Here is a 16,173-nt window from a genome sequence, read left to right as displayed (position 1 = left end):
TGGGCCTATTGAATTGAAAAAGGCGCCTCAGGGCGCCTTTTTTGCGTAGCGCAGCACAACGCCCGCCGCGATCTCGCCAGATGGCTTGTCGGTCGCCATGCGCCTGGCGATCTCGGCAAAGCCTTGCCTCTGCCAGGCTCGCATGCCGCTGTCGGCGAACAATGCTTCCATCTGCCGGGCCAGATTGTTCGGCTTGACGTACTCGTTGTAGAACTCCGGAATAAGCGCACGATCGGCGATCAAATTGGGCAGCAGCGCCGACCAGACCGAAACGAAATAGGGCGCAACGGCACGCGCGATGGGGTCGAGCCTGTAGCTTGAGACCATCGGGACGCCTGCCAGCGCGAGTTCCAGCGATACGGTCCCAGACGCGATCAGCGCGGCATCGGCCTTGCCGAAGGCCTGCCATTTGCGCTGGGGATCGACGATGATTTCGGGCTTTTCGTCCCATCGGGTGACGCCAGCGCGGACGAGCTCCGCGACATGCGGCACTGTCGGCAGCATCAGCCGCAGGCGATGCCCGCGAGCCTTCAGCATCGACACGGTCTCGCCAAATGGCTCGAGCAGCCTTCGCACCTCGCCGCGCCGTGAACCGGGCAGGACCAGCAATGTCTTGACGCGATCCGCGGACAGGTCGCGCGGCAGGTCTTGCGCCTTCGCCGCCGCCAGCACGCCCGCATCATGGGTGAGGCGATGCCCGACATAAGTGCCAGGCGGACCACCGAGCCGTTCCAGTTCCTTGACCTCGAACGGCAGGATGCAGAGGATATGGTCGACATAGGGTTTCATTGCCGCCGCCCTGCCCGGCCGCCACGCCCATACACTCGGGCAGACATAGTGGATGATCGGGATCGACGGATTGGCCGCGCGCACTTTCCTGGCCACGCGCAGCGAAAAATCCGGGCTGTCGATGGTGACCAGGCAGTCCGGCTTTTCCTGAGCAACGGTCTTGGCCAACTGATTGATCCGCCGCATCAGCCGAGGCAGGTCGCGCAGGACGGCGGTGAACCCCATGAGTGCGATCTCGCCGGCATCGAATGGCGATACCAGGCCCAGGGCCTGCAGATGGCGGCCACCAAGGCCGAGGAGTTGCACATCGCGACCGGTCGCCTGTTTCAGCGAACGCACGATGTCGGCGCCAAGTACGTCTCCGGACTCTTCGCCAGCGACAATGGCAATCCTGAGCGGCCTGTCATTAACCATTAGCCGGCTCCACAGCAGGCAAACCGACGATGAAGAGGCCAAGCGCATTGGCCCGGGCGATGGTCGCAGGGCCTTCCAGAACAAGCGAACGTCCTGCCTCGACGGCAATGCCGGCAAGCCCGGCCGCATGCGCGGCTTCAACTGATTGCGGGCCAATGGAAGGAAGATCCGCGCGCAGCTCCTGACCGGGCTTGGCGCATTTGACGAGAACGCCACGGGTCTTGCCCGCAATACGGCCGTGGCCGCGCAGCAGCTTCGCCCGGTCGAGCAATCCAGCCGTCCCCTCAATGCCTTCCAGCGCGATGACGCGGCCGCCGATCGCTATCGCCGCCTGGCCGATATCCAGCGCCCCGATGGCCTTCGCCGCGGCGAGCCCCGCTTCGATGTCGCGCCGATCCGAATCCCTGGGCGCTGCTTTCGTCAACACGCCCTCGGCGGCAACGAGGGTCGGAACGATTTCGTGGGCGCCGACGACCCTTATTCCACGCGCCTCCAGGCCTCGCGCCACGACCTTCAGCAGGCCGTCATCGCCGCGTGCGAGTGCCATCACGACAAGCGGTATGACCGCAAGCAGGCTGAGGCTTGGGCGCAGATGTGTCAGTCTCGGTCTGCGCCTGATCTCACCCGCGAGCACCAGGTGGGTGATCCCGTGGCGTCTGAGCAAGGGGAGCAGTGAGCCGATGGCCTCCAGGGCAAGGGTCTCATGCTCATACTGGCGCAATTCGGCCAGTCGGTCGGCCTCACCTTCCATGAGAATGATGAAGGGCGGGTAGCCCTGCCCGGCCGCACCGGCCGCGACTTCGACCGGCAGACTGCCGCCACCGGCGATGATGCCGACCCTGGCATCAGGCGAAAGATCGAGACCCCTCGCGACGACCTCAGTCTTCATCATCGACGTCGTCGCCATCGCCGCCCTTCAGCGACGGCACGGCATAGTGCCGCTTGCCGCGGCTGGAGATGAAATCGATGATCTTCATGGCTGTCGGCGACGAGGCGAATTCCGCCTTGGCCAGCTCGACATTCTCGGCAACCGTGCGGGAACGATCGAAAATCGTCCTGTAGGCTTTGCGCAGCAGGTAGATTTCCGCGCGCGGCAGGCCGGCCCGCTTCAGGCCAATGATATTCAGGCCGCGCAGGCTGGCGCGGTTGCCAACGGCAATGGCATAGGGGATGACATCGCCGACAAACGCCGAGCATCCGCCGAGGAAAGCGTTGTCGCCGACGCGCACGAATTGATGCACGGCGCTGAGGCCGCCAATATAGACGTTGTTGCCGATCTCGCAGTGGCCGCCCAGCGTTGCGCCATTGGCAAAGGTGGCATTGTTGCCGACAACGCAATCATGGGCGATGTGGGCGTAAGCGAGGAAATTGCCATTGTCGCCGACCGAGGTCTCGCCGCGGCTGGTATCGGTGCCGACATGCATGGTCACACCTTCGCGGATGGTGCAGTTGGCGCCGATGACCAGCGTGGTGCGACCGCCCTTGTGCTTGGTGTTCTGCGGCGGCGCGCCCAGTGTCGCCATCGGATAGACCTTGGTCGACGCCCCGATGGTCGTCGCGCCCATCACCGAGACATGGCTGACCAGTTCGACACCGTCGCCGATCACGGCATCGGCGCTGATGTGGCAAAACGGCCCTATACGGACACCTCCGCCAATTTGAGCGCCTTCTTCCACGACGGAGGATGGATGGATTGAAGTTTTGATTTTCATAAGCACCCGATCGTCAGTCGCCGGTGACCATCATGGCTGAAATCTCGGCCTCGGCCACCTTGGTACCTTCGACCATGGCTTCGCAGGCGAATTTGAGCAGGTTGCCGCGCTTCTTGATTTTCTTGACGTGGATTTTCAACTGGTCGCCAGGAACGACCGGTTTGCGGAATTTGGCGTTGTCGATGGTCAGGAAATAGACCAGCGACGGCTTCGATGCTCCAAGGCTGCGGATGCAGATGGCGCCGGCCGTCTGTGCCATGGCCTCGACGATCAGCACGCCTGGCATGACCGGCTGCTCAGGGAAATGGCCCTGAAAATGTGGCTCGTTGATGGTAACGTTCTTGATGCCGACGGCCGAGCTATCGCCATCGATGTCGACAATGCGGTCGATCATCAGAAAGGGATAGCGATGCGGCAGGAGCTTCATCAGCCCCATGATGTCGACCGCTTCCAGCGTTGTCGCCGCCACCATATCAGCCATTTCCGTTGCCCTGCTTGCGTGCCCTGGCCATCGTGCGCAACATGGCTATCTCCCGCATTGCTTCCGCCATCGGCTGTGCCGGGTAGCCACCCCAGATCTCGCCGGCAGGGACATTGCTCATAAATCCACTTCTGGCGGCAAGCTTGGCCCCAGACCCGATGGTCAGGTGATCCGCAAGCCCGACGCCGCCGCCCATGGTGACATTGTCACCCACGACGACCGAACCCGAAATACCCGAAAGTCCCGCGATAATGCAATTGCGCCCGATGCGGACGTTATGGGCGATCTGCACGAGATTGTCGATCTTGGTGCCCTGGCCGATGATCGTATCGGACATGGCGCCGCGATCGACCGTCGTGTTGGAGCCGATCTCGACATCGTCCTGGATGACAACTCGCCCGATCTGGGGAACGCGTTCCGGCCCCTTGGCGCCGCCGACAAAGCCAAAGCCATCCTGGCCGATCCTGGCACCGCCATGGATGATGACCCGGTTGCCGATCAAGGCATACTGGACGCTGACGCCCGGGCCGATATAGCCGTCACGGCCGATCTGGCAGGACTGTCCAATCACCGCGTTTGGCGCGACGACGGTGCCGCTGCCGATCGAGGCGCCGGGGCCGATGACCACGCCGGCCTCGATGATGGCGCCGGCTTCGACATGCGCGGTCGGATGGACATGGGCATGCGGCGAAACACCGGTCTCACCGGTCATTGGCCCCGGCGTGGCTGCCGCGGGGAACAGCAGCCGACCGATCAGCGCGAAGGCCTGTTGCGGCCGTGGATGGGTCAGGACGGCAACGCCGGCCGGAGCCTTGCTGGCGAATTCCGTCGGGCAAAGGACCGCGGCTGCCCGCAGCGACGGCATCAACGCGGAATTGCGCTTGCCATCAACGAAGACCAGCGCATTGGCACCGCCCTCGCTCGCCGGTGCGAGCGCCTCGATAAATATGTTGGAATGGCCGGAATCGACAAGCACCGAGCCGGTCAGATTCGCGACTTCGGCCGCCGTATACCGGCGTGATGGCGCGAAGAACACCGGATCGGTCATTCCAGAAGCTATATCCAGCTAGGTCGGAACATTTCTCCCGGATCCGTAAAATCCGGGAGCATCGTTGGCCGCCGATCAGAAGCGGGTCGATATGCCGAAGTTGAATTCCTGCACGTCGTCGTGAGCTTGCTTCTTGACCGGGATCGCATAGTCGATACGGATCGGCCCGAACGGCGAAGCCCACATCAGGCCAAGACCCACCGATGCGCGCAGTTCCAAATCAGTGGATTCCTGCGTGAAGGAGGTTTTGATGGCGCTACCATACAGGGTCGCAGCGTCCGCAAACACAGCCCCACGCAGGCCAAAGCTCTCGGGCACGACTGGCAACGGAAACTGAGCCTCCGCGGAAGCATTAAAATAGGTCGTACCGCCGAGATGGTCTCCGGTACTTGGGTCCACCGGGCCAATGCCGCCATAGGCAAAGCCGCGGATCATCCTGTCAGAGCTTTGGAACTGATCGAAAATGCGGAGGCCGTCGCTACCGTAACCTTCGACATGGCCTGCGCCGCCCGAAATGAGGCCGACAAGGTCAAGCGACTCGGACAGCGTCTGATAGACGCTGCCGCGTCCCGTGATCTTCACGAACTTCGCATCGCCGCCCAGACCCGCCACTTCGACGGTCGTGTTGGCATAGATACCTTCGTGCGGGTTCTTCATGTCGTCGATGGTGTTGTAGACCAACCCCAGGCTGACTGAAGATTTGATCCACGGGCTCTGCTCTATGCCGTTCAAGATGGCCGTGGAAATGTTGCAGGTGCCCTGCGGAATCGCATCGGTGGGATTGCAGCTGTCGTCCACCTTATATTTTTCTTGGGCGATATTATACGCCAGCTGGGTCGTGATGTTGTTGGTGATCGGCAGGCCGAAACGGATCGTCGCGCCTGTGGTATCGCTGTCATAGTTGTTGTTGTATTGCCGCGTCGACTTGTAGATGTCGAAGCCCGCCGCGATGCGCCGTCCGAGGAAATAGGGCTCGGTAAAGGACAGGCTATAGTCGCGCGAATTCTTGCCGCCGCCGGCTGAAATCTTGATGAACTGGCCACGGCCAAGGAAGTTGCGCTCGGTGATCGATCCTTCGACGGACGGACCCGCCGTATCGCCGCCGGTCGAATAGCCGGCGCCGATCGAGAACTCACCCGTAGACTTCTCGACCACGGTGACCACCAGAACGACCTGGTCGGGCGCCGATCCCGGGACTGTCGAAATATCGACCGACGTGAAGTAATCGAGGTTCTCCAGGCGCTTCTTGGCGCGCTGGATGAGCACCTGGTTGAATGCGTCGCCCTCGCTGACATCGAATTCGCGGCGGATGACGTAATCACGCGTACGATCGTTGCCGCGGATCTCGATGCGCTCGACATAGGCCTTGGTGCCCTGGTCGATGGTGTAGACCACCGAAATCGTATGGTTCTCGAAGTTGCGGTCGCCGCGCGGCGTCACCTGCGCGAAGGCATAGCCGGAACCGGCCACCTTCTCGGTAAGCGCGATGATCGAGTCCTCGACGTCCTTGGCGTTGTAGACATCGCCCTTGCGGGTCAGGACCACCGATTCCAGCGACTTCGAGTTCGACTTCCGGGATCGTGCTTTCGACGCTGATATCGCCGAAATTGTAACGAGTGCCTTCCTGGACGGTGATCGTCACCGTGTATTTGTTCGTCGCACTGTCGAGTTCGCCGACCGCGGACACGACCTGGAAGTCGGCATAGCCGTGATTGTAGTAGAAGCGGCGCAGCAGCTCCTGGTCGGCGCGCAGCTTGTCCTCGTCGTAGACGTCGTCGCGCAGGATGAACGAAACCCAGGAGGAGCGCTTGGTGTTGATCACGTCCGACAGGCGGCGGCTAGAATAGGCGCTGTTGCCGACAAAATTGATGGCCGCGATCTGCGTGCGGTCACCTTCGGTGATCTTGAAAAGCACATTCACGCGGTTGTCGCCGAGGTCCATGACCTGCGGGGTCACACCAGCATCGTCGCGGCCGATATGCTTGTAGGCGGCTTTGATCTGCTCGACGTCGGCATCGAGGGTCGCCTGCGAGAACGTGCCGCGCGGCTTCAGCTGGATAGCCATCTGCAGCGCGGGGTCCTTGATCTTCTTGTTGCCCTGGAAGAGCACCTGGTTGACGACCTTGTATTCGGCAACCTTGACCACCAGCGTCGAGCCGACCTGGTTGATCTGGACGTCCGAGAACAGGCCGGTGCCGAACAGCGCCTTGACGGCCGCGTCGATGTCGGAACTGGAGAAGGCCTTGCCCGGCTTGATGGTGATGTAATTGCGGATGGTTTCGGCGTCGACACGCTGGTTGCCGCTCACCTCAACCCTGCTGACGACAGCGGCTTCAGCCGTCGATGTGGCAACGAATTGCACTGCGAGCGCACCCGGCACAACCAGAGCCGCGGACAGTGCCGCCGCTGACGCGGCGTTCAGAAACTTGGAAGCTGCCTTCATCGGGCTTAATAACCTTTTCTCGTAGTCCCCACGGCGAGAAAACCGGACGTGCGGTAATTTCCCCTACCGTATTAACCGGATTTTCCCTACACGCAAGGCTTCTGGTTAATTTGTATTTACTTAACCCTGGTGCGTGGCTTTCGCGTCACTCATATCCCCGTGCATGGTAAACGGCGTCTCAACATCGACCATGCCCAGGCCAAATTCCTTCATGATTTCAGCATCCAAACAGATCGTTCCAGAACACGAACCCCATGAAGCACAAGACCAGAAGCAGACCGGCCCGATAGGCCATTTCCATCATCCGTTCCGACACCGGACGGCGGATGACGGCCTCCACCCCGTAGAACAAGAGATGGCCGCCGTCGAGGGGGGAATCGGCAAAAGGTTTAGAATGCCTATCCCCACGGACAGCAGTGCGACGAGTTGCACCAGCCACTCGAAACCCAGTTTGGCCGCCTTGCCGGCCATGTCGGCGATCTTGACCGGACCACCCAGCTGGCACTTGTCCTCGCGCCCGACGGCGAAGCGCTGCATGAACTGGCCGGTGCGCTCGATGACGTGGCCGGTTTCCTCGACAGCTGCCGCAACGGCGCCGACCGGTGAATAGGTGATGAGACGAGGCTGGCCGAGTTCCTTGTTGTTGACGACGCCGATCACCGCGACCTTGACCTTGTTGCCGAGCGCGTCTTCCTGCTCCATCAGCTGCGGGCTCGCGGTCACCGTGACTTCCTTGCCATCGCGCAGCATGACAAAGGTGATGACATCGCCGGCGCGGCCCGAGACCAGCCGCTGCACGTCACCGAAGGTTTCCACCTTGCTGCCGTCGACGCTGACGAATTGGTCGCCGGGCTGAATGCCGGCCTTTGCCGCCGGACTGTCTGTTGTAACCTCGGCCACCATGGGCTCTGCGACATAACGCCCATAGGTGGCAAACAGCACGGAAAAGACGACGATCGTCAGCAGGAAATTGAACAGAGGCCCGGCCGCCACCGTCGCAGCGCGCTTCCAGATCGCCTGGGTGTGGAAGGCAACCTTGCGCTCCTCGTCGGTCAGCGTTTCCAACTCGTCCGACGTCGGCTGGCTGGAGGTGGCGTTCATGTCGCCAACAAATTTGACATAACCGCCAAGCGGTATGGCGCACAGCTTCCAGCGCGTGCCATGGCTGTCATTGAAGCCGATGAGTTCGGGACCAAAGCCGATCGAGAAGGCCTTGACGCCGATGCCGCACCAGCGACCGACGAGGTAGTGGCCCATTTCATGGACAAACACCACCACGGTCAGCACGAAGAGAAACGGCACGAGCGTGCCGAGAAGCAAGCCGTCCGTGCTGAAAAGCGCGTGAAGAATCTCGTTCAAGACAAACCCTCAAATTCTTCCGCGGCACAGTAGCGCCGTGACTGTGACATCAATCCGGGCGAATCCAAGGCACGCCTGGTGCCGGATCACGAAATGACATCGTTCAAATGGGAAACAGGCCCTGCGCCGGATGATCGGCGCCCGCCGAAATCCAGCCGATGACGTATAGAGCCAGAGCCGCTGCGACAAGCCCGTCGACACGGTCCATGACCCCGCCATGGCCTGGAATGAGCATGCCCGAATCCTTGCAGCCGTGCCGCCGTTTGACCCATGATTCGAACAGGTCCCCGGCCTGGGCAACAATCGAGAGCACGAGCGCCACCAGACCGAGAAGCGCCAGATTGCCGGCACCGGCAACCGCGGCCAGAATCAGCCCGGCAACGACACCGCCAACCGCGCCACCGAGTGCGCCGCTGCGCGTCTTGCCGGGCGAAATCGACGGCGCCAGTTTGGGACCGCCCACAGTGCGCCCGACGAAATAGGCAAAAATGTCGGTCGCCCAGACGACCGCGAACAGGAACAGGATGGCGACGAGGCCCGAATGATCGCCGTCGCGCAGCAAGGCAAGCGACAGGCCGGACACGCTGGCATAGGCAAGGCCGCACGCGTCCCACTGCCCGCTGTTGCGAACCAAGGCGGCTATCGCTGTCACGACAATCAGGGTGACGACAAGCGGCAGCAGCCAGAATGCTGGAAGGCCGGCAATCAAGGCGCCAATGAAAACGACCATCAGCGCTTCTGGCAGGAAGCCCAGTCCATTGGTCGACATGGGCCGCGACATGCGCGTCCACTCGTAAAAGATCATCCCCGACATGGCCGCGCACAGCAATCGGAAAGGCAGGCCGCCAAGCCAGGTCAGGCCAAGGGCGACGATGGCAAGGACAACCGCTGAAATGACGCGAAGCTGGAGATTGCTCATCCCGCGGCCGGTCGCGACGCGACGTCCTGCGGCCCATGTCCGCCAAAGCGACGCTCGCGGCCGGCGAATTCGCGCAAGGCTTCAGCGAGATGCTCGCGACTGAAGTCTGGCCAATAGCAAGGCAGGAAGACGAGCTCGCTGTAGGCGGCCTGCCACAACAGGAAGTTGGACAGGCGAAGCTCGCCGCTGGTGCGTATGACCAGCTCCGGATCCGGAATCCCTTGTGTGTCGAGAGAGCCGGCAAAGCTTTCGGCGGTGATTGCCTCGCTGTCGATTTCGCCGCGCGCCACGGCCGAAGCAAGCTTGCGGGCCGCGCGGACGATCTCGTCACGTCCGCCATAGTTGAAGGCGATCACCAGCGTCAGCGCTTCGTTGCCTGATGTCAGCGATTCGGCCTCGTCGAGCAGCCCTCTGATGTCGGCCTGCAGCCCTGCCCTGTCGCCGATGATCCTGACCCGCACGCCGCTCTGGTGCAGTTCGGCCAGGTCACGGCGGATGAACAACTTCAACAGTCCCAACAGGTCGCTGACCTCGGACTTCGGCCGCGACCAGTTCTCCGATGAGAACGCATAGACGGTCAGGAAGGAGATGCCGAGACCGGGTGCCGCGCGCACCGTCTTGCGCAGCGCCTCGACGCCAGCGCGGTGACCCGCGAGCCTCGGCATGCCACGCGCCTTGGCCCAGCGTCCATTTCCATCCATGATGATCGCGACATGCGCGGGCGTTGTCATGATCTCGCTTTCGGGTCGGCCTAAGGCCAACCCTAAACCTGCATGATTTCAGCTTCCTTGTCGGAAAGCAGATGATCGATGGTGCTGATTGTCTCGTCGGTAAGCTTTTGGACCTGGTCCGAACGCTTGCGCTGATCGTCCTCGCTGATGGTGCCGTCCTTCTCAGCCTTCTTCAGGAAGTCCATGCCGTCGCGGCGCACATGGCGCGCGGCGACACGGGCATTCTCGGCATAAGTGTGCGAGATCTTGACCAGTTCCTTACGGCGCTGCTCGTTGAGCTCCGGCAGCGGAATCCTGAGATTGGTGCCGTCGACGATTGGGTTGAAGCCCAGATTGGATTCGCGAATGGCGCGGTCGACCGCGCTGACCATCGCCTTGTCCCAGACAGACACCGAGATCATACGCGGCTCCGGCACCGAGACATTGGCCACCTGGTTGATGGGCATAGACGTGCCATAGGCCTGCACCTGGATCGCATCGAGCAGATTGCTGGAGGCGCGACCGGTCCGCAAAGAAGCCAGATCATGCTTGAATGCCGCGATTGCCCCATCCATGCGCCGCTTGAGATCGTCGTACTCACTCATTTTAGTCTCCTCGACCCGTCTGCCGCGGGTTCACTGCTTCGGGGCAAGGCCCCGTTCGAGCCTGATTTTCGAAAAGCCGGTTTCCCCTTTTTAGGGATCAGGCCCCGGATCAATCGTCCGCGACGACCGTACAGCGGCCGCCGCCCCTCAGAATATCGCCGAAACCACCTTTTTCGTGGATCGAATAGACGATTATCGGAATGTTGTTTTCGCGCGCAAGTGCAATTGCAGCCGTATCCATGATGGAGAGGCTGCGTTTTATGACTTCACCATGGCTGATGCGCTCGAAACGGGTCGCATTCGGGTCTTTCTTCGGATCGGCCGAGTAAACGCCGTCGACCTGTGTGCCCTTGAACAGCGCATCCGCGCCGATTTCGGCGGCGCGCAGTGCCGCGGCCGAATCAGTGGTGAAGAACGGATTGCCGGTACCGCCGGCAAAGATCACCACCTTGCCCTGGTTCATATACGCATCTGCCTGGCGCTGCGAGAAGCTCTCGCAAAGCTCGGGCATGGCGATCGCCGAAAGCACCACGGCGTCGACGCCGATCTTGTTCAGCGAGGTGCGCAGCGCCAGCGAATTGATGACCGTGGCGAGCATGCCCATGTGGTCGCCGGTGACGCGATCACCGCCCTTGGAGGCAACGGCGACGCCGCGAAAGATGTTGCCGCCGCCGATGACGACGCCGACCTCGATGCCCAGCGCGCGCGCTTCGGCAATATCGCTGGCGATACGATCGACGACTGAGACATCGATGCCGAAATGCTGTTCGCCCATCAATGCTTCGCCCGACGCTTTCAGCAAGACACGTCGGTAGAGGGGCTTCACCGTCATCTGGGCCTCGTCATTTTGCATGTGGCGTCCGGGCATGCATCCGCGCGGGCGCGATCCCAAAACACTGGGTTCCGATACACGAAGGGCGCCGCGATGTCACGCGGCGCCCTTCACCCAAATCTGCCTGCCCGTCGTCGTCTGTCAGCGGCTGGTAATGCTCACGGCGGCGCCCTCGACCAGCAGCGGCGGCGCATAACCCGCCGGCTTGTTGCCGGTCACCGCACCACCGGTAACACGGGCCTGAATTTCGGAACCGAAGTACGAATAGGGAAACGGCGGTGGCGTTTTGCTGACCGCATCGAGCCTGGCGCGATGTGCGTCTGGAAGCATGAAATCAAGCGCGGCAAGGTTGTCCCGCAGTTGCGCCAGCTTGGTCGCGCCGAGGATCACGCTGGCGACGCCCGGTTGCGTTGCTACCCAGTTGAGCGCGACCTCAGCCATGCTGCGCCCGAGCTCGGAGGCGATCTTTTCGAGCTCGGCCACGATCGCCCAGTTGCGCTCGGTGAATTTCTGGAACCCCGGATGTGTGGTGTTGCGAAAACCGTCGAGCCGACCGGCATTGCCGTCCTGGGTCGGACGGTACTTGCCGCTGAGCAGGCCGCTTGCCAGCGGGCTCCACACCATGATGCCGGCGCCGTAACGGGTTCCGAAAGGCACGAACTCGTGCTCGATCGAACGCTCGGCGAGCGAATATTCGAGCTGCAGCGCCGACACCGGTTCATAGCCGCGCAATTCGGCGATCGTTTGCGCGCGGGCGGCATACCAGGCCGGCACGTCGGACAGGCCGACATGGCGAATTTTGCCTGCCCGCACAAGATCGTCCATCGTGCGCATGACCTCTTCGACCGGTGTCAGCCCGTCCCATACATGCAGGAGGTAGAGATCAATGTAATCGGTGCCCAATCGCTTGAGCGATGCGTCGACGGCGCGCAAGATATTTTTGCGGCCGTTGCCGCCGGCGTTCGGATTGCCGGGTTCCGCGTTGAACGTGAATTTGGTGGCGATCACCGCCCTGTCGCGCAAGCCCCGCTCGGCAATGAATTCGCCGAGCCAAGTTTCGGCGGTGCCACCCGTATAGAGATCGGCGGTGTCAAAGAAACTGCCGCCCGCCTCGACATAGGCGTCAACCATGGCGCGAGCGGTTTCCCTGTCTGTGCCCCAGCCCCATTCCGTGCCGAAGGTCATCGTGCCCAGCGCCAGCCGGCTGACCCGGAGGCCGCTGTTGCCAAGAGTGTAATAGGTCATGGTCATGATCGTCTTCCAATGCTGGTGATGAATGCCGCCGGCTCACTGGCCAGGCGTCGCCTTGACCCAAGGGTTGCCGCGCTCATGCGTCATGCGGAACGCGAAGCCGTCGACCTTCCAGCCGCCAGCGGAGCGCGTCAGGTGATGCTCATAGGTGCCCCAGACTTCCCAAAGCGGGTCGCCATTGCCTTCCATCCGGTTCCAGGCATAGCCGTTGGAACGGACCGTCGCCGTATCCGCCTCGAGCACGATCTGGTGATTTGTGCGCAGATGCAGGCTTGTCTTGCCGGCCTTGAGGTTGCCGGCCCAGGCACCGATCAGGTCGTCGGAGGCGATGTTGGCCGCGGGCTGCCCGGACAGGCTGCTGAAATCGGCGGTAACCCGATCCGCGAAATAGCTGCGCGCCAGTCTCCAGTCCTGCGCGTCGACGGCACGGTCGATGGCATCGGCGATGCGGATGACCGCGCGTTCGTCCGTGAGCGCCCGCCAGTCGGATGGTTCGGCGCCTCCGGCATCGATCGGCGCCAGCGCCATGCCTGCCGCGAAAGTTACGTGCTTCAACGCGTTCATGTCTCTTCTCCTTGATGCCATCAGCGATTGCCGATGTGTGAGCACCGATGTCGTTGGCGACAATGTGGGCCACCGCATTGGCATCAATAAGATTGCATTGTTTGCAAAGACTATGCGATATCATGCATGAATGAACCGGGATCTGCTTACCCATCTGCCCGTTGTCATTGCCGTTGCCCGGCGCGGCGGCTTTGCGCTTGCCGCGGCCGAACTCGGTATGAGTCCGTCCGCCGTCAGCCATGCGGTGCGCCTTGTCGAAGAGCGTATTGGTCAGCCGCTGTTTGCGCGCACGACGCGCAGCGTTTCGCTGACGGAAGCTGGCAAGGCGCTGGTGGAGACGGCGGCCCCTGCCCTTCAGGACATTGCCGAGCGGATGGACCGCATCCGCGCCATCAAGGGCCGGCCGTCGGGCCTGCTCAGGCTCAATGTCCCCAACATCGCCATTCCGCTGGCCGTGACGCCCGTCGTCGCGGCGATGGCCGAGCGTTATCCGGATGTGACAGTTGAATTACTCACCGACCAGGGGCTGGTCGACATTGTCGGCGAGGGTTTCGACGCCGGCATCCGGCTGGGCGAAATGATTGCGCAAGACATGGTCACTGTCCGGCTCACGCCGCCGTTCAAGGCCGTGATGGTCGCATCGCCAGCCTATGTCGGAAAGCACGGCCGTCCGCGCGGCGTGGCCGATCTCGCCAACCACAATTGCATCGGTTACCGGCTGGTTCGCTCCGGTGCGCTCTATCGCTGGGATCTGACAGAAGACGGCAAGGATGTCGTTGTGGTGGCGAAGGGCACCGTCAACGTCACGGATTCGCTGGCCGCGATAGACCTGGCGCTCGCAGGCGTCGGCCTTGCCTATGTCTTCGAACCGCTGGTGCGGGCGGATCTTGGCGCCGGCCGGTTAGTGCAGGTCCTGCCGCAATCAGCGATCGAGGAACCTGGCCTGTTCCTCTACTTCCCGCGCCGGGCGGCGATGGCGCCGAAACTGCGGGCCTTCATCGACACCGCAAACGAAATCGGCCGGGCATACCTGCGGGCGCCCGGCCGAAAAACACAGTCGGAATAAAGCGTTAGGAATCTTACTTCTTAACCGCCGCCGCGACTTCCGCCGCGAAATCGGTCTCTTCCTTTTCGATGCCTTCGCCGAGCGCGAAGCGCAAATAGGCGGTGATCTTGGCCGGTGCGCCGATGTCCTTCTCGGCATCCTTCAGCGCCTTCTCGACGGTGATGTCGGGATTGAGCACGAAGGCCTGCTTCAGCAGCACGACTTCCTCGTAGAATTTACGCAGGCGGCCTTCGACCATCTTCTCGATGATCGCTTCCGGCTTGCCGGACTGGCGCGCCTGGTCGGAGAAGATCGCCTTCTCGCGCTCGACCGCCGCTGGATCAATCTGCTCCGCGGTCAGCGCCAGCGGGTTGGTGGCAGCGACATGCATGGCGACCTGGCGACCAAAGGCGTTGGCGGCATGCTCATTGCCCGTGGTTTCGATCGCGACCAGCACGCCGAGCTTGCCAAGGCCGTCGGCAACCGCGTTGTGGACGTAGGTGGCGACCGCGCCGTGCGGAACGGTCAGCTTGGCCGAGCGGCGGAAGCCCAGATTCTCGCCAATGGTGCCGACAGCGTCCTTGATCGTGTCGGTAACCGACTTGTCCGAACCCGGGTACTTTGCGGCAGCGACAGCCTCAGTCGTGCCATAGGCCAGCGCGACCTTGGCAACGTTGGCGACGATTTCCTGGAACGCGGCATTGCGGGCAACGAAGTCGGTCTCGGAGTTGACCTCAACGACGGCTGCCTCGCGCACGCCATTGTCGACGCCGATCAGGCCTTCGGCAGCAGTGCGGCCGGCCTTCTTGTCGGCCTTGGAAATACCCTTCTTGCGCAGCCAGTCAACGGCCTCTTCCATGTTGCCGTTGGTCTCGGTCAACGCCGCCTTGCAGTCCATCATGCCCGCGCCGGTCAAGTCGCGGAGTTCTTTGACCTGTGCAGCCGAAATGCTCATTGTCGCCTCTTTGTCTAGAATGCACCGACGCACCATCGGTATTCGATGGTGCGTCTGTTTAGCGTGCCAAAATATGAGAAAGATGAAGGCCGTTGCCGGCCTTCGATTATCAAGCCTCGGGGGCTTCCGATGCCGGAGCCGGATCGAGTGCCGGCTCGACCGGTGCTTCGACCGAAGCGCCGATGTCGACGCCGAGCGCGCCCTGCTGGCGGGCGATGCCGTCGATCGCAGCCTTGGCGATCAGGTCGCAATAGAGCTGGATGGCACGGGCCGCGTCGTCATTGCCGGGGATCGGGAAGTCGATCTTGTCCGGATCGCAGTTCGAATCGATGATGGCGACAACCGGAATGCCGAGACGCTTGGCCTCGAGGATGGCGATCGCTTCCTTGTTGGTGTCGATCACGAACATCAGGTCGGGCGTCGAGCCCATGTCCTTGATGCCGCCCAGCGCCTTGTCGAGCTTCTCGCGCTCGCGGTCGAGGTTCAGGCGCTCCTTCTTGGTGAGGCCCTGGGCCTCGCCGGCCAGCATCTCGTCGAGCTTGCGCAGGCGCTGGATCGAGTTCGAGATCGTCTTCCAGTTGGTCAGCATGCCGCCGAGCCAACGCGAGTTGACATAGTACTGGGCCGAACGCTGTGCCGCATCGGCAACGATGTCGGACGCCTGGCGCTTGGTGCCGACGAACAGCACGCGGCCGCCCTTGGCGACAGTGTCGGAAACCTGCTTCAGCGCCTGGTGCAGCAAAGGCACCGTCTGCGAGAGGTCGATGATGTGGATGTTGTTGCGGGCGCCATAGATGTAGGGCGCCATCTTCGGGTTCCAGCGGTGGGTCTGGTGGCCGAAGTGAATGCCAGCTTCCAAAAGCTGGCGCATGCTGAAATCAGGCAGTGCCATTCTCATTTTCCTTTCCGGTTAGCCTCCACGGACACAGGCATTTTTGGACGAAGTCCTCGAACGCCACCGGAGGTTTCAGCCGGATTTCTCCCGGGCAGACACCAAAGTCCGTGTGTGGAATGAGCGCGCATATAGAGGGGAAGCGCGACAAACG

The 16,173-nt window shown here is 62.1% G+C and carries 14 protein-coding genes and 2 pseudogenes; 1 reads left to right on the top strand and 15 read right to left on the bottom strand.

What is annotated here, in order from left to right:
* Window positions 1–27: 27 nt before the first annotated feature.
* From lpxB to ACZYHG_RS22500, 13 genes and pseudogenes are all read right to left on the bottom strand, one after another.
* Window positions 28–1,203 carry a lipid-A-disaccharide synthase gene (gene lpxB / locus ACZYHG_RS22560; RefSeq protein WP_464610444.1) on the bottom strand — a complete coding sequence of 392 codons (1,176 nt, stop codon included), beginning with the start codon at window positions 1,201–1,203 and terminating at the stop codon, window positions 28–30.
* Window positions 1,196–2,110 (bottom strand): LpxI family protein, encoded by a 915-nt coding sequence (locus ACZYHG_RS22555; RefSeq protein ID WP_464610443.1) that lies wholly within the window; start codon window positions 2,108–2,110, stop codon window positions 1,196–1,198. The genes lpxB and ACZYHG_RS22555 overlap by 8 nt, the downstream gene beginning before the upstream one ends.
* Window positions 2,082–2,915 (bottom strand): acyl-ACP--UDP-N-acetylglucosamine O-acyltransferase, encoded by an 834-nt coding sequence (lpxA, locus tag ACZYHG_RS22550; protein ID WP_464610442.1) that lies wholly within the window; start codon window positions 2,913–2,915, stop codon window positions 2,082–2,084. Before lpxA ends, ACZYHG_RS22555 begins: the two co-directional genes overlap by 29 nt.
* 13 nt (window positions 2,916–2,928) lie before the next feature.
* Entirely contained in the window at window positions 2,929–3,396 is a 468-nt protein-coding gene (gene fabZ / locus ACZYHG_RS22545) for a 3-hydroxyacyl-ACP dehydratase FabZ (protein ID WP_464610441.1), read from the bottom strand.
* The gene (gene lpxD, locus ACZYHG_RS22540; RefSeq protein ID WP_464610440.1) at window positions 3,389–4,444 is read right to left on the bottom strand and encodes a UDP-3-O-(3-hydroxymyristoyl)glucosamine N-acyltransferase; all 1,056 of its coding nucleotides are present in this window, start codon (window positions 4,442–4,444) and stop codon (window positions 3,389–3,391) included. The genes fabZ and lpxD overlap by 8 nt, the downstream gene beginning before the upstream one ends.
* A gap of 75 nt (window positions 4,445–4,519) precedes the next feature.
* Window positions 4,520–6,887, bottom strand: a pseudogene (gene bamA / locus ACZYHG_RS22535) (outer membrane protein assembly factor BamA).
* Between the two features lie 217 nt (window positions 6,888–7,104).
* A pseudogene (gene rseP / locus ACZYHG_RS22530) lies at window positions 7,105–8,246 on the bottom strand (RIP metalloprotease RseP).
* Window positions 8,247–8,349: 103 nt separating this feature from the next.
* A complete protein-coding gene (locus ACZYHG_RS22525) occupies window positions 8,350–9,165 on the bottom strand; it encodes a phosphatidate cytidylyltransferase (protein ID WP_464610439.1) in 816 nt (271 codons plus the stop codon).
* Window positions 9,162–9,896 (bottom strand): isoprenyl transferase, encoded by a 735-nt coding sequence (locus ACZYHG_RS22520; RefSeq protein WP_464610438.1) that lies wholly within the window; start codon window positions 9,894–9,896, stop codon window positions 9,162–9,164. Before ACZYHG_RS22520 ends, ACZYHG_RS22525 begins: the two co-directional genes overlap by 4 nt.
* Before the next feature lie 32 nt (window positions 9,897–9,928).
* Window positions 9,929–10,480, bottom strand: coding sequence for a ribosome recycling factor (frr, locus tag ACZYHG_RS22515; protein WP_027029034.1), 552 nt, complete (start codon window positions 10,478–10,480; stop codon window positions 9,929–9,931).
* Window positions 10,481–10,589: 109 nt separating this feature from the next.
* Window positions 10,590–11,312: a UMP kinase gene (gene pyrH, locus ACZYHG_RS22510; RefSeq protein WP_464610437.1), complete on the bottom strand. Its 723-nt coding sequence runs from the start codon at window positions 11,310–11,312 to the stop codon at window positions 10,590–10,592.
* Between the two features lie 141 nt (window positions 11,313–11,453).
* Window positions 11,454–12,563, bottom strand: coding sequence for an aldo/keto reductase (locus ACZYHG_RS22505; protein ID WP_464610436.1), 1,110 nt, complete (start codon window positions 12,561–12,563; stop codon window positions 11,454–11,456).
* 36 nt (window positions 12,564–12,599) lie between these two features.
* The gene (locus tag ACZYHG_RS22500; RefSeq protein WP_464610435.1) at window positions 12,600–13,127 is read right to left on the bottom strand and encodes a nuclear transport factor 2 family protein; all 528 of its coding nucleotides are present in this window, start codon (window positions 13,125–13,127) and stop codon (window positions 12,600–12,602) included.
* A 130-nt stretch (window positions 13,128–13,257) separates the two neighbouring features.
* Between ACZYHG_RS22500 and ACZYHG_RS22495 the strand changes: the two genes are divergently transcribed.
* Window positions 13,258–14,193: a LysR family transcriptional regulator gene (locus ACZYHG_RS22495; RefSeq protein ID WP_464610434.1), complete on the top strand. Its 936-nt coding sequence runs from the start codon at window positions 13,258–13,260 to the stop codon at window positions 14,191–14,193.
* Between the two features lie 13 nt (window positions 14,194–14,206).
* Here the strand turns inward: ACZYHG_RS22495 and tsf are convergent, their stop codons facing one another.
* The gene (gene tsf, locus ACZYHG_RS22490) at window positions 14,207–15,127 is read right to left on the bottom strand and encodes a translation elongation factor Ts (RefSeq protein ID WP_464610433.1); all 921 of its coding nucleotides are present in this window, start codon (window positions 15,125–15,127) and stop codon (window positions 14,207–14,209) included.
* Window positions 15,128–15,236: 109 nt separating this feature from the next.
* Window positions 15,237–16,019 carry a 30S ribosomal protein S2 gene (rpsB, locus tag ACZYHG_RS22485; RefSeq protein WP_023777441.1) on the bottom strand — a complete coding sequence of 261 codons (783 nt, stop codon included), beginning with the start codon at window positions 16,017–16,019 and terminating at the stop codon, window positions 15,237–15,239.
* Window positions 16,020–16,173: the final 154 nt, after the last annotated feature.

The organism is Mesorhizobium subarcticum (assembly GCF_055456085.1).
The sequence above is the reverse complement of the archived record's forward strand: the minus strand, read 5'-3'. Positions and strand labels throughout refer to the sequence as shown.

Bases quoted from the DNA above. Each gene is read 5' to 3' on its own strand.
- lpxB (WP_464610444.1), bottom strand. From the start codon at position 1,203: ATGGTTAATGACAGGCCGCTCAGGATTGCCATTGTCGCTGGCGAAGAG.
- ACZYHG_RS22555 (WP_464610443.1), bottom strand. From the start codon at position 2,110: ATGGCGACGACGTCGATGATGAAGACTGAGGTCGTCGCGAGGGGTCTC.
- lpxA (WP_464610442.1), bottom strand. From the start codon at position 2,915: ATGAAAATCAAAACTTCAATCCATCCATCCTCCGTCGTGGAAGAAGGC.
- fabZ (WP_464610441.1), bottom strand. From the start codon at position 3,396: ATGGCTGATATGGTGGCGGCGACAACGCTGGAAGCGGTCGACATCATG.
- lpxD (WP_464610440.1), bottom strand. From the start codon at position 4,444: ATGACCGATCCGGTGTTCTTCGCGCCATCACGCCGGTATACGGCGGCC.
- ACZYHG_RS22525 (WP_464610439.1), bottom strand. From the start codon at position 9,165: ATGAGCAATCTCCAGCTTCGCGTCATTTCAGCGGTTGTCCTTGCCATC.
- ACZYHG_RS22520 (WP_464610438.1), bottom strand. From the start codon at position 9,896: ATGACAACGCCCGCGCATGTCGCGATCATCATGGATGGAAATGGACGC.
- frr (WP_027029034.1), bottom strand. From the start codon at position 10,480: ATGAGTGAGTACGACGATCTCAAGCGGCGCATGGATGGGGCAATCGCG.
- pyrH (WP_464610437.1), bottom strand. From the start codon at position 11,312: ATGACGGTGAAGCCCCTCTACCGACGTGTCTTGCTGAAAGCGTCGGGC.
- ACZYHG_RS22505 (WP_464610436.1), bottom strand. From the start codon at position 12,563: ATGACCATGACCTATTACACTCTTGGCAACAGCGGCCTCCGGGTCAGC.
- ACZYHG_RS22500 (WP_464610435.1), bottom strand. From the start codon at position 13,127: ATGAACGCGTTGAAGCACGTAACTTTCGCGGCAGGCATGGCGCTGGCG.
- ACZYHG_RS22495 (WP_464610434.1), top strand. From the start codon at position 13,258: ATGAACCGGGATCTGCTTACCCATCTGCCCGTTGTCATTGCCGTTGCC.
- tsf (WP_464610433.1), bottom strand. From the start codon at position 15,127: ATGAGCATTTCGGCTGCACAGGTCAAAGAACTCCGCGACTTGACCGGC.
- rpsB (WP_023777441.1), bottom strand. From the start codon at position 16,019: ATGGCACTGCCTGATTTCAGCATGCGCCAGCTTTTGGAAGCTGGCATT.